Origin of the sequence: Spirillospora sp. NPDC046719 (assembly GCF_040645715.1) — a bacterium.
In the GTDB taxonomy this organism is placed as follows: domain Bacteria; phylum Actinomycetota; class Actinomycetes; order Streptosporangiales; family Streptosporangiaceae; genus Spirillospora.
Window position 1 is genome coordinate 1 of record NZ_JBEYYT010000095.1, and the last position, 20,560, is coordinate 20,560.

The following is a 20,560-nucleotide window of genomic DNA, read 5'->3' on the forward strand; positions in this document are numbered from 1 at the left end:
TGGGCCGACCGCGACCCCGAGGCCGCCAAGCGGCTGACCGCCGCCCGCGCCGTCGTCGCCGCGCTCGCCGACGAGCACTCGATGCCGTCGGAGAACCTGATCCAGCCCGACTTCGTCCGGCGGCTCGCGTGGACGCCGCCGGAGGAGCCGTCGGCGTCGGCGATCGGCGCCGCGCTGCGCGGGCTGGGCGCGCGCCGCTGGCAGGTCGAGCTGACGGCGCAGCCGATCGCGCGCGCGTTCCTCCGGCTCGACTTCCCCGCGCCGTGATCCGGGCGGATCGCGGCCGGGTCCACCGCGCCGTGATCCGGGCGGATCGCGGCCGGGTTCACCGCGCCGTGATCCGGGCGGGTCGGGGCCGGGTCCACCGCGCGGGCGGCGCCCTCGTCCGCATGTGAGGCGCGTCTCGTCGGGTGAGGTGACGCGATCGGGTCTTGCGGGGGGCGCCGCTGAGGCACACACTGGCTTAGGTTAGCTTTGCCTAAACCACTCGTGTCTCTGGAGGAGGTCAGCGATGCTCCTGGGCAACTTCCTCATCGGAATGCGGGAGGGGCTGGAGGCCGCCCTGGTCGTCAGCATCCTCATCGCCTATCTGGTGAAGACCGGCAACCGCCGGGCCCTCGTTCCCGTCTGGACGGGCATCGCGATCGCGGTCGCGCTCGCCGTCGGGTTCGGCATCGCGCTCACCGCGGCGTCCTCGGAGATGCAGTTCAAGACCCAGGAGCTGTTCGGCGGCGTGCTGTCGATCGTCGCGGTGTGCCTGGTCACCTGGATGGTCTTCTGGATGCGCAAGACCGCCCGGTTCATGAAGTCGGAGCTGGAGGGCAAGCTCGAGGGGGCGCTGAACGTCGGGCCGTTCGCGCTCGCCGCCGTCGCGCTGCTGTCGGTCGGCCGCGAGGGCATCGAGACCGTGCTGTTCCTCTGGACGAACATCCAGAGCTCGTCCGGCGGCTCCACCCAGCCGATCATCGGCGCGGCCCTCGGCCTGGTCGTCGCGATCGTGCTCGGCTACCTGCTCTACCGCGGCGGCCTCAAGATCAACCTGGGCCGGTTCTTCACCTGGACGGGCGGCGCGCTGATCGTCGTCGCGGCGGGCGTGTTCGGCTACGGCTTCCACGACTTGCAGGAGGCCGACGTGCTGCCCGGCCTGAACGCGGTCGCGCTCGAACCGCACGTGTTCTTCGACAAGCTCGGCACCCCCGGCGACTGGCTGCAGACCGTCCTGCAGGGCGTGCTGAACGTCACCCCGCAGATCACCTGGCTGCAGCTGGTCATGTGGGCGGCGTACCTGGTGCCGGTGATGGCGCTGTTCCTGCGCAAGACCGGCCCGAGCCGGCCGGCCCCCGCCCCGAAGAAGGCCGTCGAGCCCGCCCCGAGCTCCTGACCGGCCCGAACCCGTGACGGCCGTCGGCCCGGTCGGCACCGGCCGGGCCGGCGCCGGCTAGAGGTCCGGCAGCGGGTCGCGGGGCAGGGTGTCGCGGGCGAAGACCTCGCTGTCGGCGGCGTTGACGACCGGGACGTACTCGTCGTCCACCTCGAACGCGGCGCCGCCGAACTCGAAGGACGCGCCCGCGCCGGTCTCCACCGGGCCGATCCGGGTGCCGCGCGGGTAGGCGCCCCAGATGCTCTTCGGCGTGCTGCGCCCCAGCGGGCCGGTGGAGATCACGGCGACCTGGTCGTCGGTGACGACGAAGATGAACCCCGCTCCGCCGCCGTAGGACCTCGCGGGGAAGATGTAGCGGATCTGGCCGTCGGTACCGAGGAACTCGCGGCAACGCTCGCGCAGCGGACGTGGCACGGGCATGGCTGTGCGGGCACCTCCCGGGGAGGACGTCGTCGGCGCCCCCATCATGCACCGGTTCGCCGAATCCGGGCCAGAGCCGGATCCGGATCGGAGACCCGTCACACCGCGGCCAGCGCGACCGTCGGCGACAGCCGCGCCGCCCGCACCGCCGGGTACAGGCCCGCGACCGTGCCGATGAGCAGCGTCGCGCCGAGCGCGCCGGCGGGCGCCCACCCCGGCAGGACCGGCGGCCAGCCCTTCGCCGCCGCGAACCCGGCGGTCACCGCGGCGCCCAGCAGCACGCCCGCCGCCCCGCCGGACGCCGACAGCAGCAGCGACTCGGCGAGGAACTGCGTCCTCACCTGGCCGCGGGTGGCGCCGAGCGAGCGGCGCAGCCCGATCTCGCGGCGGCGCTCCAGCACCGACACCACCATCGTGTTCGCGACGCCGACGCCGCCGACCAGCAGCGCCACCGCGCCGAGCCCGAGCAGCAGCCCCGTGAACGCGCCCGCCGCCTCCGCCTTCGCCCGCAGCGCGTCCGACGGCCGCGCGATCTCGACCTCCTCGGGGTGCTCCGGGTTGACGGTGCGGGCCAGGACGTCCCGGACGCCGTCCACCGACGCGTCGGTGGACCGCTCGTAGATCGTCGTCGGGTGCCCGTCGAAGCCGAGGTAGCGTTCCGCCGCGTCCCAGCCGACGAGCGCGGACCGGTCGATCTCCGGCGCCAGCTCCGCGGGCCGCAGCACGCCCAGCACGGTGAACCAGCGGCCGCCGGCGAACACCCGGCCGCCCGCCGCGTCCACGCCGAGCCGCCGCGCCGCCTCCGAGCCGAGCACCATGCCGGGATACCGCTCCGTCGCCGCGTTCAGCCACCGGCCGCTCGCGGTGCCGGCGCCGAGCGTCGCGAGCAGGTCCGGCGAGGCCGCCTGCACCGCGATGCCCTGCGTGACCTCCACCGGGATGCGGTCGGTGCGGCGCACCGTCGCGTCCACCGACCCGGTCGCGCCGACCCCGGTGACCGGGCCGATCCGCCGCACCATCTCCGGCGCGGTCTCCGGCAGCTCCGCCTGGTCGCCGAACAGCGTGCTGCCCGGCTTCGCCGTCAGCAGGTTCGTGCCGAGCCGGTCCAGCCGCCGCAGCAGGTCCTCCTTGCTCGACGACGAGATCCCGATGACCGCGACCATCGTCGCGATCCCAATCGCGATGCCGAGCGCCGACAGCACCGCCCGCGCCGGACGCGTCCGCAGCCCCGCGAGCCCGGCCCGCGCGACGTCCCGCGGCCCGAGCCGCGCCGGGACGAGCCCGCTCATCGGCTCCTCGCCCCCGCCCGCTCGTCCTCGACGACCAGCCCGTCCCGGACCCGGACCCGCCGCGGCGCGCGGGCCGCGACGTCCGGGTCGTGCGTGATGATCGCGACGGTGGTGCCGGCCCGGTTCAGCTCGTCCAGCAGCGCCAGCACCCCGGACCCGGCCGCCGTGTCGAGGTTGCCGGTCGGCTCGTCGGCCAGCAGCAGGTCCGGACCGCCCGCCACCGCGCGCGCCACCGCGACCCGCTGCTGCTCGCCGCCCGACAGCTGGTGCGGCCGGTGTCCGGTCCGTTCGCCGAGCCCCACCCGCTCCAGCGCCTCTCGCGCGCGCTTGCGCCGCTCCTTCAGGCCCGCGCCGCTGTAGAGCAGCCCGTCGGCCACGTTGTCGAGGGCGCTGACGCCCGGCGCGAGATGGAACTGCTGGAACACGAACCCGATGTGCCGCGCCCGCAGCGCCGACAGCTCCCGGTCGCTCAGCCGCGCCACGTCATGGCCCGCGACCCTCACCCGGCCCGCCGTCGGCCGGTCCAGCGTCCCGATCATGTGCAGCAGCGTCGACTTCCCCGACCCGGACGGCCCGACGATCGCCACCAGCTCCCCCGTCCCGATCACCAGGTCCACGCCGCGCAGCGCCGCGACGCTCCCGTACTCCTTCGTCACCCCGGCCAGCTCCACGATGGCGTCGCCGGCCGCGCCGTCTCCGAGCCTCATTCGGCCGGCACCCCCACCCGGACGCCCTCGCGGACGCCGTCGCCCTCCACCTCGACGCGCCCCCCGCCGAACGCCCCCGTCCGCACCGGGACGAGCCGCCGCCGCGCCCCGTCCACGACCTCCAGCCCGAAGCCGCCCTCCTTGAGCGCCAGCAGCGCCTCCACCGGCACCGACAGCACGTCCTTCCGCCGCTCGCTCTCCAGCTCGACGCCGACCGGCGCCTCGTCGAGCCGGCCCGTCCCCTCGCCGCCCAGCGACAGGTCGACGCCCACGGTGGTCTTCTGGTCCTGCCCCGAGCCGGTCGTCTCGGCGACGCTCCCGACCTTCGCGACCGTCCCGTCCACCGTCCTCCCGCCGGGCAGCTCGACCCGCACCTTCTCCCCCACCCGCGCCATGTCCTGCTTGTCGGCGTCCAGGTCGATGTGCACGACCCGCCGCGTCCCGGCGACCGTCAGCACCGGCTGCCCCTGCACGGCCCGCTTCCCCTCCGGCGCCTTCACCTCCTTCACCTTCACGGCGCCCGCGAGGAACACCACCTGCCCCGGCGAGACCGTCCCGGTCCGGTCGAGGCCCCGGTCGTCCTGCCACTCCTCCACCGCGGCCTCGGTCGCGCCGGTGAAGTCGTCGTCCACGGTCATCCCGCCGTACCCGAGGGCCCGCAGGTTCTCCTCCAGCTCCCGGACGTCCTTGCCCGAGTCGCCCTCCTTGAGGACCCGGTACATCGGCACGCCCCCGTACATCAGCGTGACCGGATCGCCCGCGACCCGCAGCAGCGTCCCGCCCCTCCGGACCGTCGCGCCCTGCTCCGGCGCCCACGTCACGACCCCGGACGTCCCCGCCCACACCTCGCGCTCGTCGCCGTAGGTGAGCCTCCCGTCCACCTTCTCGGTGTCGACGAGGTCGCCCCTGGTCACGGCCGCCGTGCCGAGCCGCGCCGCCGGCGGTTCCGCGCCCTTCCCGTCGCCGGACGTCCAGGCGAGCGCTCCCCCGCCGGCCGCCACCACGACGGCCGCGGCCCCGCCCGCCGCCACGGCGCGCCTCACTTCCCCGCCCCCGGCACGAGGGCCTTGCACGCCTCCCGCGCCTTGTTCACGGTCCCGGGGTCGGCCTTCCCCGCCGGGATCCGGATCGTCCCGTCGGGATCCGGGTCCTTCATGTCGATCCCGTGCTCCCGCATGCACTGCGCGAACTTCACGTACTGGTCGCGCACCTTCGGGTCCTTCAGATCGGGCAGCTTCCCGCCCGCCTGCAGCCACGATTGGCATTTCTTCATCGCGGCCTGCAGTTTCTCCCGGTCGGCGCCCTTCCCGATCCGCATCGTCTCCGCGTGCCCGCTCCCCGGGTCCGGGACGTCCACTCCGTTCTGCCGCATGCACTGCGCGAACTTCAGCTGCGCGTCCTCCGGGCTCAGCGACCGGCTCGGCGACGCGGACGCCTTCGCCGCCGCGCCCCCGGCGCTCGCGACCCCGTCCCCGCCGTCACCTCTGCCCCCGCACGCCACCGCCCCGGCCAGAACGGCCCCGGCCACCACGATCACCCGAATCCCCATGCCTCCCTCTCCGCCGGACCACCCGGCCCAGCGGCCCCCACCAAACCCACCCCCGCGTTAAACGTGCATTAGCCGCACTCGCTCTGACGGGATCGGACCAAGTCGCGGGACGTCGCCGGACGAGCCTCTCACCAGCAAAAACGTCCGGCGGAGTCGCGGCGAGTCAGAGCACGTCGAGCCTCATTGGCTCCCCGCTCTGGCTCCCGTGGCTCCCCCGGGCTGAGAGGAGGCGCTCATGTCCCTACAGATCAACGAAGACACGATGACCGTCGTCCTGGACGGCGAGGCGATCGCCACCGGCACCCGCACCGACTGCGGATGGCACGTCACCACATGGCCGCGCCCACTCGACCGCAACGCAGCGATCACGGCCCTGATGCTCGCCGAACGCCTCATCACCCACGGCGAGGAGGACCCGTGCGTGATCGAGTGGCGGAGGGAGCTTGGCCGTGGCTGACCGCCTCATCCGCATCACGACCGCGCTCGCCGTGGTGGCGGTAGCCGCCGTGGCAGCCGTGATCTCGTACCGGCACGGTTACGAACTCGTCCACTCCCACGGCGAGTCCGGCCCCACGGCCCGCCTCGTCCCCTTCACCGTGGACGGCCTCATCTGGGCCGCGTCCATGGTGATCCTGGACGCAAGCCGTCGGAAGCACCCGGCGCCCGCTCTGGCCAAGTGGAGCCTCGCCGTAGGCATCGTGGCGACAGTAGGCGCCAACGTGGCGCACGGCACGTCCCACGGCCCCATAGGCGCGGTAGTCAGCGCATGGCCGGCACTCGCCCTCGCGGGTAGCTTCGAACTCCTGATGACCCTCACTCGCAGCGCTGCACGCGGTGACCTCGTCCGGGACGAGGAACGCACCGCCCCGGAACAGGCTCGCACCGAAGTGGAGCAGACGCCGGAACAGGCGGTGTTGGACGAGTACAGGGCGAGCTTGCAGGGCCCTGGCCGCCCGGTCTCCCAGCGCTACCTTGCCGAGAAGTACGGCATCGACCGCCGCAAGGTGAAGCAGATCATCACCAACCTGGAGCACCCCGTTCCAGCGTGAACCATAGGAGCCCCGGTCACACCCCAACTAGGGCTGCGACCGGGGCTCCTACGTGCCACCAGCGCCATTTGCCCCCCAGGACGGGTAGGGAGCTCCTTTGCCGGTCAAGTGTAGATCGAACATGTGACCGAGGCGCTGTGATTGTGGGGCTGCCCGGTGGATGTATGGCGCGTGCCTGCCAGTTTCCCCTAGCGCGGTCTGTCTCCAGGCCACTTGACCGCCGGCTTCAGTGTTGGTCGTCCAGGTCGGTCCCCTGGCTCGCTCGGTCGACCTTGACCATTTGCTCGGCAAAGCCAAGTTTGCTGAAGAACCCGTCCGAGGCGGCTATTGACGGTAGGATCATTCCACTCAACGAGTGGAATGATCAAAGGAGTTTGCAACAATGAATATTCTAGGCTCCATTCTTCCAGGGGTTCGTGAATTTCGCACTCCTATCACTACTGGCCTTTTATGGGCTGGCGTGTTAATATTTTCAATTTGGCCACATCGGGGCGCCGTGGACATTCAAAGCGAGAGACTACAGGGCATGGGGTCTTTGTGGTCGAAATGGGAAGGATCGTTTAGGGTTCCGATCTTTCTTGGGGCGACGTATCTGCTTGGGCTTGTTGCAATTAGCCTCACTAGGCCGATACTTGTCACACTCGGGCGGGCCATAAGAGGTCTCGTTAAGTTCGTATATGGATCAACCCTTCCAGGTCCCGAATCTCTTCAGAAACGAATGCAAAAGCTAGTTCGAGTCTTCGGGGACGCAATCGAGACCAAGGGCGTGCCGGTTCGCTCCATGCTGATTGACTCTTGCACTAGGAGCCTCGTTCGTGCAGGAGCGTCTGGATCGTCCGCCCTCATCTTTCCCGCCGAGCATTTAATGGACACTCTGCATTTCGCAGCCCCTCAAATTGCAAACAGCGAAGCTTCTACACAGTATCAAGAATACGATCGAAATCGCGCAGAATATGAGCTCAGGATGGGAATAATCCCTCCCTTGCTTGGACTGGCCATCGTTGCACCTATTCGCGGACGCTGGTGGCTCATCTGCATCGCGCTCGTTGTGTGTTCCGTGTTGGCAATGCAGGCCGTCACCCAACTACGCGCCTCAAATGAGATACTGGCTACCGCCATATATGTCGAGCAAGCCAAAATTCCAATGATCGAATCCGTCTCAGACTATATTGAGTCTCTAGAAAGCAAGCCAACGAATGATGGCGAGTGGATGGGAGCCATAATTCGAGCTCTTGAACAACAAGGCTACTACGAAGCCACCGATGATGCGGTATATGAGCTCGCACATTTCAATACCGAGGATCGGGATGCGGCGGCAGCCTACCTCGAAGAACACGAGTCAGAATATGCGCAAATATTGATACGACATATTCGCAATCTCGATGTGTGGCAGGGCGCGAGAGGAAGTGAATCAAATTCGACTGAAGATCAACCTAACGTTGGTGCGGAGCACTGAATAGCTAGATGGTTCTGGATTTGCGGTGGGGCGGGGCCCTGTCCGGGCCCCGCGTACGTCGGGAACCCGTCGCCTGCAGCGCTTGGTCGGAATGCGCGGCGCCATGTGACTAGCCCCCTCTCCGAGCGACCTGGCGGTGCCTGATGCTTTCGCGCCTACCGACCGGCACCGGCCTTGTCCTGTCGCCACCGTCCAAGCACCGCCTCAGAGCCAGGCGCCGAATCGGCGCCGCGTGCGACCCGGTTCTCGGACCACCTTGATGATGTACGAAGACTCTGCACAGACTGCCGAGCGCTAGAACACCCCTAGTTAGTTCATCGGAGTAGCCCCAGACCAGACCCGCTCGAAGCTCTCCAGATACGTGCTCGCCATGTCGCCTTCTTCTGCCCTCCGCACATGCAGAACGGGAGCGTGGGATGCGGCGATGCCGTAGGCGTGCGGGTTGATCAGGAGATCGTCATCGGCTCGGTAAATCGAGTTGTAGAGCACGGTGTCATGGAGGCGGATCTCGACGCCGTCCGCATCCCGCAGAGCTCGATAGTGGACGAGGGCGTTGCGGACCTTCGCGGCCATCGACTCGCCAACGCCCTCGTCACTCCCACGCGCGGCAACGCATGTTCCGTCCGGATCACCGAGCAGGATCCGCACGTTGGCGCCGCTGCACGCTCGCTCCGCGAGCGCTCGCAGGATGCCCATGTCCTCGGCGAGAAAGAGTCCCGCGTACGCGAGGATTCCGATCTCGTCTCGCGCGTTCTGGAAGAGCTGTTGCCACACCGGGCGAGGGACCGCCCATCGATGTGGGTACGTCGCCAAGACCTCGATCACCGGCGGATCGGTCCGGACGGTAGACGCAGCGAGTTGAGGCCATAGGTCCGCCTCGTCTCGTCCGACCAATGCGGCGATGCGGTCACGGTGCCGCGCGTAGGGCACCCGGCCGGCGAGCCACCGATGAACGGTCTTGGGATCCACGCCCACCCGTGCTGCAACGTCGGATTCCACGAGGTGAGCGTCAGCAAGGGCACGCCGCAACAAGTCGTTCACCAGACCTCCCGGGGACGCAAGCGAGGACGACGCACTCAACGACGCTAACAGAAGACGTCCCAAGACGTCCCTAGATGCCGATAGAGAGGTCCCGGACCAGACGTGAGGCTCAAAGACACCGCGAACGCCACGTTCGCCCACGACGACCTCACGCACGCCAGGGAGCCACCATGCGCACCGATCGGCCCTACCCGGCCGCCCCCACGCACACCGCCGTCGACTCGGACTCGGCTGATGACGAACTCGCAAACCTGCGGAGGGACTTCACCGGTCACAGGATCTGGCGGGGCGTACGCAGCGACGGGAGTCTCGGGGATTGGGTCGCGAGTCTGCACGACCCGGCCGCCGGAGTCGACCCCACGGTGATCCAGTCCTCGCCCGCCGCCTTGCGCAAGGCACTCGTCAACGAGGCCGCACGGGCCGAGATCAAGCGCGCGGTGAACTGGTGATCGGACGCTTCCGAACGCCGCGCTCACCATGGACTGGGACCGCGAAGGGGAGCGCGGTTCCGTGGGGGGAGGTGGAGGCGGCGCGGTCGGTGAGTGTTCCCCTGGACGCACCGGCCGCGCTTCCTCTGCCCACCCACGCCGGACTGTCACGAGGCCGCTGGCACCTAACCCGGCTCGCCCGCCGCCTACGCCGGTACGACTGGACGACCGAACTTCGCATCGACGACCCGCACCCGATGTTGCGCGTGTACGCCGACAACGCCCCGACGATCGGCGAAACCGTCTCCGTGGTCTGGGGCAACGGCGCTTGCTGGTACCAGTCCAGCACGGGTATCTGGCTGGCACGCTGCACACGCCCCCGCCTTGCCGCTGACAAGGTGACCGTCCTCCTCACACCCTGGGTCGCTCTGGCGACGACCCGCTACAGGGACGAGTGACCCCAGACATGGCCCGCCGCACGGCACCGGGCGCCTACGCCCGCATCGCTAAAGCCCTACGCCAACGCATCACAAACGGTACCTACGGCTCAGGGGACCAGCTTCCGGGCGAGGCCGCCCTCTGCGCCGAGTTCGACGTCGCCCGCAACACCGTGCGGCGGGCACTGTCCACCCTTGAAGCCGAGGGCCTCATCACCGCACGCCCCGGCGTAGGCCGATTCGTCCCTACCGCCAAGCCAGCCATGCACACCAGGTACGAAACCATCGCCGCAGATCTACAACGCCACATCCTGAGCGGTCACTACCGTCCAGGCGATCTACTACCGAGCGAAGCCCGACTCGCCAAGCGCTACGGCGTATCCCGCCATACGGCCCGCCACGCTCTCGCGGCTCTAGAGGAAGCCGGCCTCGTGACGTGTGTCCACGGCAAGGGACGCTACGTCGGCCAAGACGTCCCTAGATGATCCGCGCGTGCCCGTGGACGTCCACACCGGTCCCCGTAGCGTCGAGCCCATGAAGAAGAACACCGCCGCATGGGCCAGCGAACTCGCGCGCAAGCACCTTGAGACCACACTCCCCCGCCGCTGGGCACACACGCAGGGCGTAGCCCGGCTAGCCCGTTCGCTCGCCTCCATCCTCGGCGACAAAGCCGACCTCCTAGAGGCCGCCGCATGGCTCCACGACATCGGCTACGCCCCCGACCTCGTCGACACAGGCTTCCACCCCCTAGACGGTGCCCGCTACCTCCGCGACGCCCATCACGCTGGCGACCACCTATGCCGCTTGATAGCCCACCACTCTTGTGCGCTGATAGAAGCCCGCGAACGAGGTCTCGACGAGGCCCTGATGAGCGAGTTCGGCACCACGGTGCCAACGCTAAACGAGGCTCTGATCTACTGCGACATGACTACAAGCCCTGACGGAAACGCGCTCCGAGTTGAAGAGCGACTCTCGGAGATTAGCGCGCGATATGGCCACGGCCACCTAGTCAGCCGCGCTATCTCGATAGCCTCCCCTCAACTGATCTGTGCCGTGCACAAGATCCGGGAAGACCTCGGACTTGGAACCTGACCGGTCAAGCCTCTAGAGAGGCTAGCTCTCCACCCGCCTGCCTGCCTGCTCCTGTCGCCCTCCAGGGACGTTAGCGGCACGACACACGATTCAATGCAGGAGAGATGCCTAGACGGACCACAAACAGCCGCCCAACCGCTACCCTAGCCTACTGTGGATCTAGCAGGGCTGATTTTCACCGCAGTCGGTACTGTCGCTGGTGTAGTTGCTGCCTATTTCGGCTGGGTAGCAGTCCGACCACAGCGTAGGCCCGAGATTGGCCGTACGCGTTCCTCAAGTTCACCACCTGAAAGCACCCCAGAAGGCGAGCCGGAAATGACAGGAAGCTACGATGCCTTTATTTCTTACTCGCACGCCGACGCCAATTGGGTTGCCGACTTTTGTGGAGATCTCGAGAAGACTGGATTGAAAATTGCACGCGATGAAATTTTCATGAACGTGGGCGATACGCTCGTGCACGCAACGGAAAAGGCTATTAGAGACTCCTCTCATGGAATTCTCGTGTTCAGTCCCGCCTCATTGAACAGCGGTTGGGTAACTCAGGAGTATGCCACGCTTATGCAGCGAGCGATTGAAGACGGCAGACGCTTCATTCCGGTTATAATTAAGGATGTCGATCTACCCATCTTCGCCGCTAGTCGCTATTACGCCGACTTCAGGAATGTCACGCCAGCCCGTCGCGATGAGCTAATCGAAAAGATAGCAACGACCTTGCAGGCTGGCTAATCAGCAATGCATGGAGCTCACTCATCACCATCTGGCAGGCTTCCGCGGTAGTCTTCAATAGCCGCAGAGAGCCATTCCGGGCTTTCTGAATTAAGAGATTCTGGAATCGCCAGGCTCACTGCTACAAGCTCTGCGAAGAGCAAATGCATTTGCTCTTCATTCAATGAATACTTCTTGGCAAAAACCGCGTAGGTTCCTGCCAGGCGCTCCCAAATCTGAATCTCCTTCTCTCGACCACTTGGCCTATCTCGGCGGAAGTCGTTGACCATATCATCCCAGGACTGCGGGAAAACGTCCGAAAGAAGCTCCCGCACAAGCCTGAGTCTTCTGAGCTCTGACTCTTTGAGTGGCCCCCACAAGAAGGGCCATTTCCTCATCTTACTCAGTTCCATGTAAGGAAGGTCTTTTGATGCCTGTCTAGCGGCATGTCTTCGCACCAGTTCGGTGAACTTCTCCGGCGCAGCAATTCGCATTACCTCGAGTGCGACAGCAAGCGGCTCCTTATCTGCGGAAAGGATCGCAACCTTATCTGCAAGATGGGGGCTAAAACTCAGAACTTCGTCCCGTGTAATATTATGCCATATTGGTATTATCCTCTGCCGTTTGCCGGCCTCTAGTGCAAGCAGACTACGATATTCATATTCCGGCCATGGCTTCGAGAGGAAGTTCGGACTTAGCACAAGCACTCCGTAACTGGAGTCTCTCAAGCCAGCATCTATAGATGCTGATATGCTGTCGCCAAAAGAAATGCTAAATTCGTCATACCAAACATCCAACTCCAGCATTTCCAAGGAATTGGCGAGCGGACGAACAAAATCATCTTTGTCCTCCGATGCATGAGAGATAAATAGGTCGTGCTTAGGCAAAATCCCTCCGAAAAACACGAGAGCCTTGATCGGGCTCAGGGCGTAACCGTGTCACCGGTTGGGCCTGCGTACAACGTTCTTCATATGATCTACAGCCTTTTTTAACTGTTCCTCTATCCCAACGATTACATCGCGACCGGTATCTACCCCCAGACGTCTGGCGTAAGTTTCAACATAATAACCGGCTTGATCGTCAATGAATGAATATCTCTTGCCCTGCTCAAACTGATCACTTAGCAGTATGCGCGGATCTTCTGCGTGGTCCAACTGTCGCGAAACGAAATCAAGAACGTAAATTTGCGCCTGCTCCTCGCTCTCATTTTGAACAAGCTCACGGTATCCCCTAGAAGCAATATCGTCTCCGATAATGACGATAGTTGCCAGGACCGTGTACGGCGCTTCAGCAGCTTGTTGGACGAAGGTAATCCGCAGCCAAAGTTTGTCCTCTATCTCCCCCCAATCAAGAGACCAGTCGGTATTGTATGAGACCTCCTCTGTTCGACTCATAGCTGCGTTCGTGACGCCAGCAATCGACTCCATTATTGTTCTAAAACCAGCATCAAAGTCGCTTCGAAAATCGGCATACCGTTTTTCGCGAAGCAGAATCGGAATATCGCAGTCGTCGATCACTACTGGAAGTACCACAACCTTTTTCTCACTTAGCTCACGCATTAGACCGGCATTGATCTCCAACTTGCACCAAGGTGAGTTGACCGACGTTTTTGAAAGGATTACAAGGAGCGCACTTGCGGCAGTTATTGCACTTTCAATTCGCGCAAGCAGCGAGTCACCCACTTGAAGCTCCCACCGATCAAGCCAAACATATACTCTACTTTGAACCAATTGCATGGCTAATTTGTCGACAAAATCGCTATCACTGTGAGAGTAGCTCATAAATATTGGCATAGGTGCTCCTTCTCGATCGTTCGGGCGACGTTGAGCGGCAGCGGTAAATCTAGGTTAGATCACGACAGGTTTATGACCCTCTTCCAGATAGTGGCTAATACGGAGCTTCATTGATCGGTCCATAGCAAGAGTCGCGATGTGCGAGGAATCGAACCACCGCACAGCAGATGACTCCTCGCTGGGTTCCGATCGGCCTCCAAGGAACCGACCAATCAAGAGGATTGAAAATTCTTGGCGTACTTCGTTGTTGCTGGTGTAGTGGATGACGTGTTTGGGGTCACTGTAGATGCCTACTAGGCCCGTGATCTCCACGTCGATTCCGGTTTCTTCTTTGGTTTCGCGGATGGCGGCTTGGGTGACGGATTCGCCTAGGTCGATGGCACCGCCTGGGAGGGCCCAGTTGTCGTTGTCGGATCGGCGGATCATGAGGATCTCGCCTTTGTCGTTCTCTACGACGACGTTGACGGCCGGGACGAGGCTGTTGGCTTTGGGTGCGTTGGGGTCGTCGTAGTAGTCGATCCTGCGGCCCATGTCAGTCTCCCGGGATGGGTGTGGCGTTTTCCCAGACGCGTTCGAAGCTGTCGAGGTAGGTGTTCACCAGGTCTCCGCCGGCTATGCGGCGTAGGTGCCAGACGGGGGCGAGTGCGGCTGTGATGCCGTAGACGTGGGTGTTGACCAAGAGCTGGTCGTCAGCGCGGTAGATGGAGTTGTAGAGCACCGTGTTGTGGTAGCGGAACTCGACGCCGTCTTGATTGCGCAGGTTCTTGTAGAGGACGAGGGCGTTGCGGATTTTGGCGGCTTGGGCGTTGCCTACGCCCTCGTCTGCGCCGCGTTCGGCTACCTGGGGGCTGTCGGGGTCGCCGAGGAGGATGCGGACGCGGACGCCTGCTTTGGCTTTCTCGGCGAAGGTGCGTTGGATGCCGGAGTCTTCGGAGAGGAAGAGGCCGGAGTAGACCAGGACGCCGATGTCTTCTTTGGCTGTGGCGAACAGACGTCCCCATGCGTCCCTGGGGACCATGGTGCGGCGCGGGTAGATGGTGACCAGTTCGCTGCTGGAGGCCGCGGTGACTTGCTCGTTGGTGAGCGCGTCGGGCCACAGGAACGTCTCGTCAACGCCCAGGCGTGAAGCCACTGCGTAGCGGTGCCGCCGGTAGGGGGTGCGGTCCTTGGTGATCCACCGTTCCACGGTCTTTTGGTCGACGCCGATCGACTCGGCGAGCGTGGCGATGGTCAGGCCCTGCTCTAGCAGTGTGGCGCGTAGGCGTTCGTTCGGCATGCACCCGTCCGGATCGCGGGACGTCCTGGGACGCGGTCAACCCTATGAGGACGTCATGAACACGTCCAGTCATGTAGTGATCTCGTCCCGCTGGTCACGCGCACTCTCTTTCTCGTAGCCCGCTGAACGCCCGAGCCGTCCCCGCCGGACACGGGCCGTACGAGAGGAGTGATCGCACATGATCCTCGTTCTGGCATCGATCATCGCCGTGTTCCTCGCCGGTTCAACCTGCGGCATCTTCGCCATGCTCGTCATCGGCATCCACGCCGAGGAGCGTCGGGTGATGCGGAGCCGCTCCCACCCGTCCCGTACCGACTCGTCGCGCGCCGGCGCGGTGTCGCGGCGGCTGCTCACCACGCGCTCGTGTGACGAGGCTCCGACGCGGGTCCCGGCGGGTCGATGAGCGTGCGGATGCCGCGCCTCATCACCGGTCACCGCTGCCCGTGCGGCGCGCGGGTCGACCCCGGCAACCGCAGGTGCCGCAAGTGCCGCGCTCGCGCCCGTTGGCTGCGGCGCGGGCGCGGCTCCCGGCACCCCGACGTGTGGCCGGAGGGGTGAGCGCGTGAACGTCTCGATTCCGCTGGTCGCCATCCTCGGCGCGGTGGTGTGGCTCGCGTGGCGCTACATGGGCCTGCGCGCGTGGCACGTCGCGGTGTGCCTGCTGTTCGGGTTCTTCCTCGCCGCGACCAGCGCGGCGCCGGAGATCCGCCGGCTGGTGACCGTGCTCGTCCAGTCCCTCTCTCAGAACTGACGTCCCGCTTGAAGGGAGTGATGCCCCAGTGCCCGACATCCCTCAGCACGTCAAAATCGACCTTCAGGGGGTCCGTGCCCGCAACCTCGCCGCCCGTGAAATCGTCTCCGCTCTGTCGGAGGCCATGCCGTACATCGCCGATCTGTGGCTTCGCCTCAACTCCGCACTCGCCGACTCCCCCGCCCTCGTCTCCGAACTGTCCCGGCTCACGGCCGAACTTGTGAAGGTGCGCCGTGACCGCGCGAACCTGGCAGCGGCAGGGCGCGCCACCCTCAAGGCCGCGCACGACGCCGATCCTGATCCGCTGTACTACTTGCGCGATGAGCTGCGCGCGCAGGGGCACCTTCCGCCGGACGGGTGGGGGCGTTAATGAGCCGGTCACGGCAGATGCGGCGGCATGCGCAGAAGATGCGCCGCAATGGGCTTCAGCCGATGGTCATCATCGATCGTGACGACCATTTTCCGGACGTCGCTGCTGTGCTGGTGGCTCGGGCGCTGTGGCGGTACCGGTCCGAACTCGCGCCCCTCTACCTGGTGACCGCACTCGTCCTCTCCGGCCTCGTCCTGCACATCGCTCGTCCGCACTGGTGGACGTACCTGCTCAGCGTCGCGACGGTGGCCGCGTGGGTGGTGGCGATGTTCGGGGACCGGTTCGGGCTCGCCCTGCGCATGGAACGGCTCTACGGCGCGGCCGTGGTCGTGGGTGCCGGTGGGTGGCTTGCTGCGGTGACCGCGCTCGGTATCGCGTTCTCGCCGCTCCCCCAGGTGCTCGCTGTGGGTGGGGTCGTGCTCGCCGTGCCGTGGTGGGTGCATCGGCGACGGCGCGCCAAGGTACGCGTTGACCGGCAGATTGCCGCATGGCCTGAAATCGCGCAGTCGATCGGGCTCGCTGGCTCCCGAGCGCAGTCCGCCGTGGTGGACGTGTGGGGATGGCGCGCGCGGTTCGCCCTTGCGCGTGGCCAGACCATCCAGGACGTCACGGCGAAAGTGCCCGCGATCGAATCGGCGCTCGGGACGTTCCGCGGTGCGGTGCGCGTCTTTCCCACGCGCGACGACAAGGCCAACCGGTTCGAACTCCGGGTGCTCAACACCGACCCGCACGCCGACGCGATTCCCTGGCCTGGGCCGTCCGTCGTATCCATTACCGAGCCGATCGACCTCGGGCCGTTTGAGGACGCCACCAGCGCGCGCGTTCTGCTGCTGCGACGTCACGGACTCATCGGAGGCGTGGCCGGCTCGGGAAAGAGCGGCGGCATCAACGTGCTGATGGGCAATCTCAGCGCGTGCCGCGACGTGGTCATCTGGGCCATCGACCTCAAGCGCGGCATGGAGTTGCAGCCGTGGGCGTCCTGTATCGATCGGCTCGCCACCACGCCCGAGCAAGCGCGCGCCATGCTGCGTGATGCCGTGACGATTCTTGAGGCGCGCGCCGAGTGGCTCGCCGCGAACGGACGGCGCGTATGGGATCCGACGCCCGAGTTGCCCGCGCTCGTCATCGTCGTGGACGAGTACGCCGAACTCGCCGACGACGCACCCGACGCGGCAAGCGACACGGACTCGATCGCGCGCCGTGGGCGTGCGGTCGCCGTGACGCTCATCGCGGCCACGCAGCGCCCGACCCAGAAGGCCATGGGCAAAGGCGCCGTCCGCTCGCAAATGGACGTCCGGGTGAGCTTCCGCGTCCGCGAGCGCAAAGACGTCGACCTCATCCTTGGGCAAGGGATGCTCAACGCCGGATGGCACGCCCACACCCTCAACGCCCCCGGCAAGTTCCTTCTATCCGCACCCGAACACGACACGCCCCGACGAGGCCGCGCCTACCTGCTCACCGACAACGCCATCAGCGAGACCGCACAGCGACACGAGGCCCTGCGCCCCGTCCTGGACGAGGTCTCGCGGCGCGCGCTGGACGAGGCCGCTACGCCGCTTCTACGGCCCGTCTCAGCGGCTTCCGTCCCGCTAAGGCAGTCCAGGGAAGACCGCGCCGAGAGCGTCCTGAGAGAGGTTCTAGAGGGCGCGCCGGACGAAGGGCTTCCGATCGCTCACCTACTCATGATCACCGAGATGAGCCGGCCCACCCTCTACCGGCGCCTCAACGAGCTGGTGAAGACCGGCCGCGCCGTCCAGGTCGGACGAGGCCGCTACAAGGCGTCCGACCACACTCCGTGATCGTCTCAACGTCTCGTCTCACGCGCGCGCCTGCACGAAAGGAGCCCTGAGACGTCCGTGAGACGAGACGGAGACGAGCACCGTCCGCAACCAAGGAGATGATCGCCGACCCACATCACGCACGCCCCTGGCAGTCCGCCTCGGGCGAGAGGAGGTGGTGACCGTGCAGGCGTACACCGTCGAGCAAGTGGCCGAGATCCTCAACATCGGCCGAGACAAGGTCTACTTCCTGATCCGCACCGGCCAACTCCACAGCATCAAGATCGGCAAGCTGCGTCGCATCACTGACCGGCACATCGCCGAGTTCGTCACCTCCCTCGAAGAGGCCAACCGCTGACAACCGCCGGGAGGTCCGTCCGCGTATGACCGCGAACGGACCCCCCACAGAGGGACGTCTAGGGACGTCTTGAGTTATGGTCGGTGGTGACCTCGACCGATATGAGGAGGGATCCGGTTGGCGAAGATCCTCATCGGCAAGTACGAAGCGACCATCTACCCGGAAGGGAACGGCTACACGGGCGCCATCTCGCTCGGCTTCAAGCCGGACGGGAAGCGGAACCGTCCCAAGAGGAAGGGCAGAACCAAAGAGATCGTCAAAGCGAAGCTGCGAGAGCTCGTTGACGAGATCGAAAAGGGAGTCCAGTCCGAACGGAACTACACAGTCGAGAAGGCCGTGAATGCCCTGCTCATCCACCTCGCCAAGCAGGGCAAGAGTGAGGCGACCATGCGCACGTATCGCGGCCTCGCCGATCACCACATCATCGCCGGACTCGGCGAGGTGAAGCTCACGGACCTCACGGCGGACGACGTTGAGGCGTGGCTTGACGAGTGCGCACACGTCATGACGACGCAGACGCTCAAGATCGTCCATGGCCTGCTACGGCGGGCGATCCGGCTCGCGGAGCGGCGCGACAAGGTGGGGCGGAACGTGGCCCTACTGGTGGACACGCCGCAGGGGAAGCGTCCTACACGGCGCTCGCGTTCCCTGTCGCTCAGGCAGGCGACCAAGCTGCTCAAGACCGCACAGGACCCAGAGCACCGTCTTGGCGCATACGTCATCCTCGCGATCGTCTCGGGTCTCCGCACGGAGGAACTCCGAGCACTCACATGGGTGGACGTCGATCTCAAGAAGAAGGTCGTCTACGTCCTGCGCTCCGATCGGGAAGGAGGCGACACCAAGACCGAGAAGAGCCGCCGGGGCACTGGCATGGCGGACATGGCGGTTGACGCGCTCACGGCGCTCCGCAAGCGGCAGGCCGCCGAGAAGCTTGCGGCGGGCGACGCGTGGCAGGGACACAACCTCGTCTTCTGCAAGGAGGACGGAGCGCCCTACTCAAGTGACGACGTTCTACGCCGGTTCCAGCGACTCACGCGGGCGGCCGGCATCGGCGCGACGTGGGTGCCGCGAGAGCTGCGGCACACGTTCGTATCCATCATGAGCGACAACGACGTGGCTCTAGAGAAGATCAGTGACCTGGTGGGGCACTCGGACACCCGCACGACGCGGACCGTCTACCGCCACCAGCTCCGCCCCGTCATCACCACCGGCGCCGAGAAGATGAACGCCATCTTCAAGGACGAGAACTCCAAGTCAGCCTGACCCATGGCTCCCCGATCGGCTCCCTCTGACGACGTCCGACCCTCTGAGCAGGCGCGGCAGCAAGATCGAGACGAAACGTGCATTAGGCGGTGTGTGGTGGGAGGCGGTGCGGGTGGGTGTCCGCACCCGCCTTGGAGGGCTTTTCAGCCGCTGGCGGTCGCGGCGCAGTGCGGCTAGTCGGCTCGGCAGAGTTCCTGTTCGGCGATGGAGAGCGTTTGCCGGCGCAGGGAGGGCTGTAGGGAGTTGGTGTTCAGGAGAAGCGCGACTCGGCTATGGCCGAGTTGCATCACGCTGGAGGTGTATCCGTCGATGTCTCCAAGAGAGCCGTAGGCGGTTCCGCACGGCGTCGAGGTGATCGTCAGGCCGAGGCCGTAGCCAACGCCGGGCATACCGGCGGCGGTGAAGAACGCATCCGCTCCCGGCGTGGGCCGCTCCATCTCCGCGAGCAGGTGCCGCGAGACGAGCCGCCCGCCGAGCAGCGCGCCGAGGAACCGGTCGACGTCGTCGCCCGTCGACACCATCGCGGCCGCCGCCCCGGCCGCGCCGGCGCTCGTCCGGGTGGTCGCGTCGAGTGCGGGGCCGGAACGGGGCGGCAGCGGAGCGGCGAAGACGTAGCCGCGTGCCTGGCGGGGTGCGACCGTGGTCGCGGTGGGGAACGTCGTGCCGGTCAGGTGGAGGGCGCGGATCAGGCGCGTCCGCACCTCGTCCTGGATCGTGTGGCCGGTGACCCGGCGGACGATCTCGCCGAGGACGATGTAGTTGGTGCTGGAGTAGAAGAAGCCGGTCCCCGGCGTGAAGTAGGGCGGATGCCCCGCGCCCAGAGCGATGAGCTGCGCGGGCGTGTACGCGGCGCCGGGGTCGAAGCGAGGATCGGCCGAGTAGTCGAAGAGCCCGCTGGCGTGGTCGAGCAGGTCCCGCACGGTGATCAGGTCGGCGTGCGGGACCGGTTCGGGCAGGAGCCCCGCGATCGGCTGGTCGAGGGCGAGCCGGTGCTCCGCGACCAGCTGCAGCACCACCGCGGCCACGAAGGTCTTGGTGATCGAAGCGATCCGGAACCGGTCGCCGGGGCGCATCGCCCGGTTCGCGGGGATGTCCGCGAGGCCGGCGGCCATCCGCCGCACCGGCCGTCCGTCGCGGCTCGTGACCGCGGCCACGCCGGGCACACCGTCGATGTCGACGAGTTCCTGGATCTCCGTCCGCAAGCGGGCATCGCGGGACGGGTCGGTCGTGGCGTGCGCCGGCGGCGAGGCGGCGAACCCGATCAGCGCGGCGATGACCGGGGCGGCACAGCGCTTCATCCACATGAGCGTTCTCCTTCATGACCAGGCATGGCCGCCACGATCGCAACCGCAGGGCCGGCCGTCTTGGAGAAATGTCCCGTGGCCAATCCAGGACCGCACAGCCCATGACGAGCCTG

General features: G+C 66.2%; 25 protein-coding genes and 1 pseudogene. 15 read left to right on the forward strand and 11 right to left on the reverse strand.

The annotated features are described in order from the left end of the window. Both ABZ914_RS18300 and efeU read left to right on the forward strand, forming a co-directional pair. Positions 1-267 (forward strand): annotated as a pseudogene (locus tag ABZ914_RS18300) (ribonuclease D); the annotation flags it as partial. Between the two features lie 244 nt (positions 268-511). Then, entirely contained in the window at positions 512-1,381 is an 870-nt protein-coding gene (gene efeU / locus ABZ914_RS18305; RefSeq protein WP_500194194.1) for an iron uptake transporter permease EfeU, read from the forward strand. Between the two features lie 57 nt (positions 1,382-1,438). Here efeU and ABZ914_RS18310 read toward each other — a convergent pair whose 3' ends face one another. The 5 genes from ABZ914_RS18310 to ABZ914_RS18330 form a co-directional block, all read right to left on the reverse strand. Continuing rightward, positions 1,439-1,801: a hypothetical protein gene (locus ABZ914_RS18310; protein ID WP_190857421.1), complete on the reverse strand. Its 363-nt coding sequence runs from the start codon at positions 1,799-1,801 to the stop codon at positions 1,439-1,441. A 98-nt stretch (positions 1,802-1,899) separates the two neighbouring features. Continuing rightward, positions 1,900-3,090, reverse strand: coding sequence for an ABC transporter permease (locus ABZ914_RS18315; RefSeq protein WP_500194197.1), 1,191 nt, complete (start codon positions 3,088-3,090; stop codon positions 1,900-1,902). Beyond that, entirely contained in the window at positions 3,087-3,797 is a 711-nt protein-coding gene (locus ABZ914_RS18320) for an ABC transporter ATP-binding protein (protein WP_190857424.1), read from the reverse strand. The genes ABZ914_RS18315 and ABZ914_RS18320 overlap by 4 nt, the downstream gene beginning before the upstream one ends. Next, positions 3,794-4,828, reverse strand: coding sequence for a peptidoglycan-binding protein (locus ABZ914_RS18325; RefSeq protein WP_500194199.1), 1,035 nt, complete (start codon positions 4,826-4,828; stop codon positions 3,794-3,796). Before ABZ914_RS18325 ends, ABZ914_RS18320 begins: the two co-directional genes overlap by 4 nt. A gap of 8 nt (positions 4,829-4,836) precedes the next feature. Further along, positions 4,837-5,346, reverse strand: a complete 510-nt coding sequence (locus tag ABZ914_RS18330) for a hypothetical protein (RefSeq protein WP_500194201.1) — start codon at positions 5,344-5,346, stop codon at positions 4,837-4,839. A 235-nt stretch (positions 5,347-5,581) separates the two neighbouring features. Between ABZ914_RS18330 and ABZ914_RS18335 the strand changes: the two genes are divergently transcribed. The 3 genes from ABZ914_RS18335 (at position 5,582) to ABZ914_RS18345 (ending at position 7,851) form a co-directional block, all read left to right on the forward strand. After that, positions 5,582-5,803 (forward strand): hypothetical protein, encoded by a 222-nt coding sequence (locus ABZ914_RS18335; protein ID WP_285918725.1) that lies wholly within the window; start codon positions 5,582-5,584, stop codon positions 5,801-5,803. Continuing rightward, the gene (locus ABZ914_RS18340) at positions 5,796-6,395 is read left to right on the forward strand and encodes a DUF2637 domain-containing protein (protein WP_500194203.1); all 600 of its coding nucleotides are present in this window, start codon (positions 5,796-5,798) and stop codon (positions 6,393-6,395) included. The genes ABZ914_RS18335 and ABZ914_RS18340 overlap by 8 nt, the downstream gene beginning before the upstream one ends. 865 nt (positions 6,396-7,260) lie before the next feature. Continuing rightward, positions 7,261-7,851, forward strand: a complete 591-nt coding sequence (locus ABZ914_RS18345; RefSeq protein WP_500194206.1) for a hypothetical protein — start codon at positions 7,261-7,263, stop codon at positions 7,849-7,851. 309 nt (positions 7,852-8,160) lie between these two features. Here ABZ914_RS18345 and ABZ914_RS18350 read toward each other — a convergent pair whose 3' ends face one another. Continuing rightward, positions 8,161-8,850, reverse strand: a complete 690-nt coding sequence (locus tag ABZ914_RS18350; protein ID WP_500194207.1) for a DUF5919 domain-containing protein — start codon at positions 8,848-8,850, stop codon at positions 8,161-8,163. Between the two features lie 212 nt (positions 8,851-9,062). Between ABZ914_RS18350 and ABZ914_RS18355 the strand changes: the two genes are divergently transcribed. From ABZ914_RS18355 to ABZ914_RS18370, 4 genes are all read left to right on the forward strand, one after another. Further along, the gene (locus tag ABZ914_RS18355; RefSeq protein WP_500194209.1) at positions 9,063-9,341 is read left to right on the forward strand and encodes a hypothetical protein; all 279 of its coding nucleotides are present in this window, start codon (positions 9,063-9,065) and stop codon (positions 9,339-9,341) included. A gap of 445 nt (positions 9,342-9,786) precedes the next feature. Then, positions 9,787-10,242, forward strand: a complete 456-nt coding sequence (locus ABZ914_RS18360; protein ID WP_500194211.1) for a GntR family transcriptional regulator — start codon at positions 9,787-9,789, stop codon at positions 10,240-10,242. 49 nt (positions 10,243-10,291) lie between these two features. Continuing rightward, complete coding sequence (locus ABZ914_RS18365) at positions 10,292-10,849, forward strand: HD domain-containing protein (protein ID WP_500194213.1); 558 nt, start codon at positions 10,292-10,294, stop codon at positions 10,847-10,849. A gap of 153 nt (positions 10,850-11,002) precedes the next feature. After that, positions 11,003-11,575, forward strand: a complete 573-nt coding sequence (locus ABZ914_RS18370; RefSeq protein ID WP_500194215.1) for a toll/interleukin-1 receptor domain-containing protein — start codon at positions 11,003-11,005, stop codon at positions 11,573-11,575. 17 nt (positions 11,576-11,592) lie between these two features. Here ABZ914_RS18370 and ABZ914_RS18375 read toward each other — a convergent pair whose 3' ends face one another. The 4 genes from ABZ914_RS18375 to ABZ914_RS18390 are packed head-to-tail and all read right to left on the reverse strand — an operon-like array spanning position 11,593 to position 14,623. After that, complete coding sequence (locus ABZ914_RS18375) at positions 11,593-12,459, reverse strand: toll/interleukin-1 receptor domain-containing protein (RefSeq protein WP_500194218.1); 867 nt, start codon at positions 12,457-12,459, stop codon at positions 11,593-11,595. Positions 12,460-12,492: 33 nt separating this feature from the next. Next, complete coding sequence (locus tag ABZ914_RS18380; RefSeq protein ID WP_500194220.1) at positions 12,493-13,347, reverse strand: toll/interleukin-1 receptor domain-containing protein; 855 nt, start codon at positions 13,345-13,347, stop codon at positions 12,493-12,495. Between the two features lie 54 nt (positions 13,348-13,401). Beyond that, positions 13,402-13,878, reverse strand: coding sequence for an NUDIX hydrolase (locus tag ABZ914_RS18385; protein ID WP_500194224.1), 477 nt, complete (start codon positions 13,876-13,878; stop codon positions 13,402-13,404). A 1-nt stretch (position 13,879) separates the two neighbouring features. Next, positions 13,880-14,623 carry a helix-turn-helix domain-containing protein gene (locus ABZ914_RS18390; protein WP_500194226.1) on the reverse strand — a complete coding sequence of 248 codons (744 nt, stop codon included), beginning with the start codon at positions 14,621-14,623 and terminating at the stop codon, positions 13,880-13,882. A 178-nt stretch (positions 14,624-14,801) separates the two neighbouring features. Here ABZ914_RS18390 and ABZ914_RS18395 point away from each other — a divergent pair, with 178 nt between their 5' ends. From ABZ914_RS18395 to ABZ914_RS18420, 6 genes are all read left to right on the forward strand, one after another. Beyond that, complete coding sequence (locus tag ABZ914_RS18395) at positions 14,802-15,026, forward strand: hypothetical protein (protein ID WP_500194228.1); 225 nt, start codon at positions 14,802-14,804, stop codon at positions 15,024-15,026. Positions 15,027-15,185: 159 nt separating this feature from the next. Then, positions 15,186-15,374, forward strand: coding sequence for a hypothetical protein (locus ABZ914_RS18400; protein ID WP_131943068.1), 189 nt, complete (start codon positions 15,186-15,188; stop codon positions 15,372-15,374). A 28-nt stretch (positions 15,375-15,402) separates the two neighbouring features. Then, positions 15,403-15,744 carry a hypothetical protein gene (locus tag ABZ914_RS18405; protein ID WP_500194230.1) on the forward strand — a complete coding sequence of 114 codons (342 nt, stop codon included), beginning with the start codon at positions 15,403-15,405 and terminating at the stop codon, positions 15,742-15,744. Between the two features lie 62 nt (positions 15,745-15,806). After that, a complete protein-coding gene (locus ABZ914_RS18410; RefSeq protein ID WP_500194231.1) occupies positions 15,807-17,543 on the forward strand; it encodes an FtsK/SpoIIIE domain-containing protein in 1,737 nt (578 codons plus the stop codon). Between the two features lie 157 nt (positions 17,544-17,700). Next, positions 17,701-17,880 carry a helix-turn-helix domain-containing protein gene (locus ABZ914_RS18415; protein ID WP_067635957.1) on the forward strand — a complete coding sequence of 60 codons (180 nt, stop codon included), beginning with the start codon at positions 17,701-17,703 and terminating at the stop codon, positions 17,878-17,880. 117 nt (positions 17,881-17,997) lie between these two features. Further along, positions 17,998-19,143 (forward strand): site-specific integrase, encoded by a 1,146-nt coding sequence (locus tag ABZ914_RS18420; RefSeq protein WP_500194233.1) that lies wholly within the window; start codon positions 17,998-18,000, stop codon positions 19,141-19,143. Positions 19,144-19,316: 173 nt separating this feature from the next. Here ABZ914_RS18420 and ABZ914_RS18425 read toward each other — a convergent pair whose 3' ends face one another. Next, positions 19,317-20,447, reverse strand: coding sequence for a serine hydrolase domain-containing protein (locus tag ABZ914_RS18425; protein ID WP_500194235.1), 1,131 nt, complete (start codon positions 20,445-20,447; stop codon positions 19,317-19,319). Positions 20,448-20,560: the final 113 nt, after the last annotated feature.

Coding starts and splice junctions, on each gene's coding strand:
- efeU (WP_500194194.1), top strand. CDS start 512: ATGCTCCTGGGCAACTTCCTCATCGGAATGCGGGAGGGGCTGGAGGCC.
- ABZ914_RS18310 (WP_190857421.1), bottom strand. CDS start 1,801: ATGCCCGTGCCACGTCCGCTGCGCGAGCGTTGCCGCGAGTTCCTCGGT.
- ABZ914_RS18315 (WP_500194197.1), bottom strand. CDS start 3,090: ATGAGCGGGCTCGTCCCGGCGCGGCTCGGGCCGCGGGACGTCGCGCGG.
- ABZ914_RS18320 (WP_190857424.1), bottom strand. CDS start 3,797: ATGAGGCTCGGAGACGGCGCGGCCGGCGACGCCATCGTGGAGCTGGCC.
- ABZ914_RS18330 (WP_500194201.1), bottom strand. CDS start 5,346: ATGGGGATTCGGGTGATCGTGGTGGCCGGGGCCGTTCTGGCCGGGGCG.
- ABZ914_RS18335 (WP_285918725.1), top strand. CDS start 5,582: ATGTCCCTACAGATCAACGAAGACACGATGACCGTCGTCCTGGACGGC.
- ABZ914_RS18345 (WP_500194206.1), top strand. CDS start 7,261: ATGGACACTCTGCATTTCGCAGCCCCTCAAATTGCAAACAGCGAAGCT.
- ABZ914_RS18355 (WP_500194209.1), top strand. CDS start 9,063: ATGCGCACCGATCGGCCCTACCCGGCCGCCCCCACGCACACCGCCGTC.
- ABZ914_RS18360 (WP_500194211.1), top strand. CDS start 9,787: ATGGCCCGCCGCACGGCACCGGGCGCCTACGCCCGCATCGCTAAAGCC.
- ABZ914_RS18365 (WP_500194213.1), top strand. CDS start 10,292: ATGAAGAAGAACACCGCCGCATGGGCCAGCGAACTCGCGCGCAAGCAC.
- ABZ914_RS18380 (WP_500194220.1), bottom strand. CDS start 13,347: ATGCCAATATTTATGAGCTACTCTCACAGTGATAGCGATTTTGTCGAC.
- ABZ914_RS18385 (WP_500194224.1), bottom strand. CDS start 13,878: ATGGGCCGCAGGATCGACTACTACGACGACCCCAACGCACCCAAAGCC.
- ABZ914_RS18390 (WP_500194226.1), bottom strand. CDS start 14,623: ATGCCGAACGAACGCCTACGCGCCACACTGCTAGAGCAGGGCCTGACC.
- ABZ914_RS18395 (WP_500194228.1), top strand. CDS start 14,802: ATGATCCTCGTTCTGGCATCGATCATCGCCGTGTTCCTCGCCGGTTCA.
- ABZ914_RS18410 (WP_500194231.1), top strand. CDS start 15,807: ATGGTCATCATCGATCGTGACGACCATTTTCCGGACGTCGCTGCTGTG.
- ABZ914_RS18425 (WP_500194235.1), bottom strand. CDS start 20,447: ATGTGGATGAAGCGCTGTGCCGCCCCGGTCATCGCCGCGCTGATCGGG.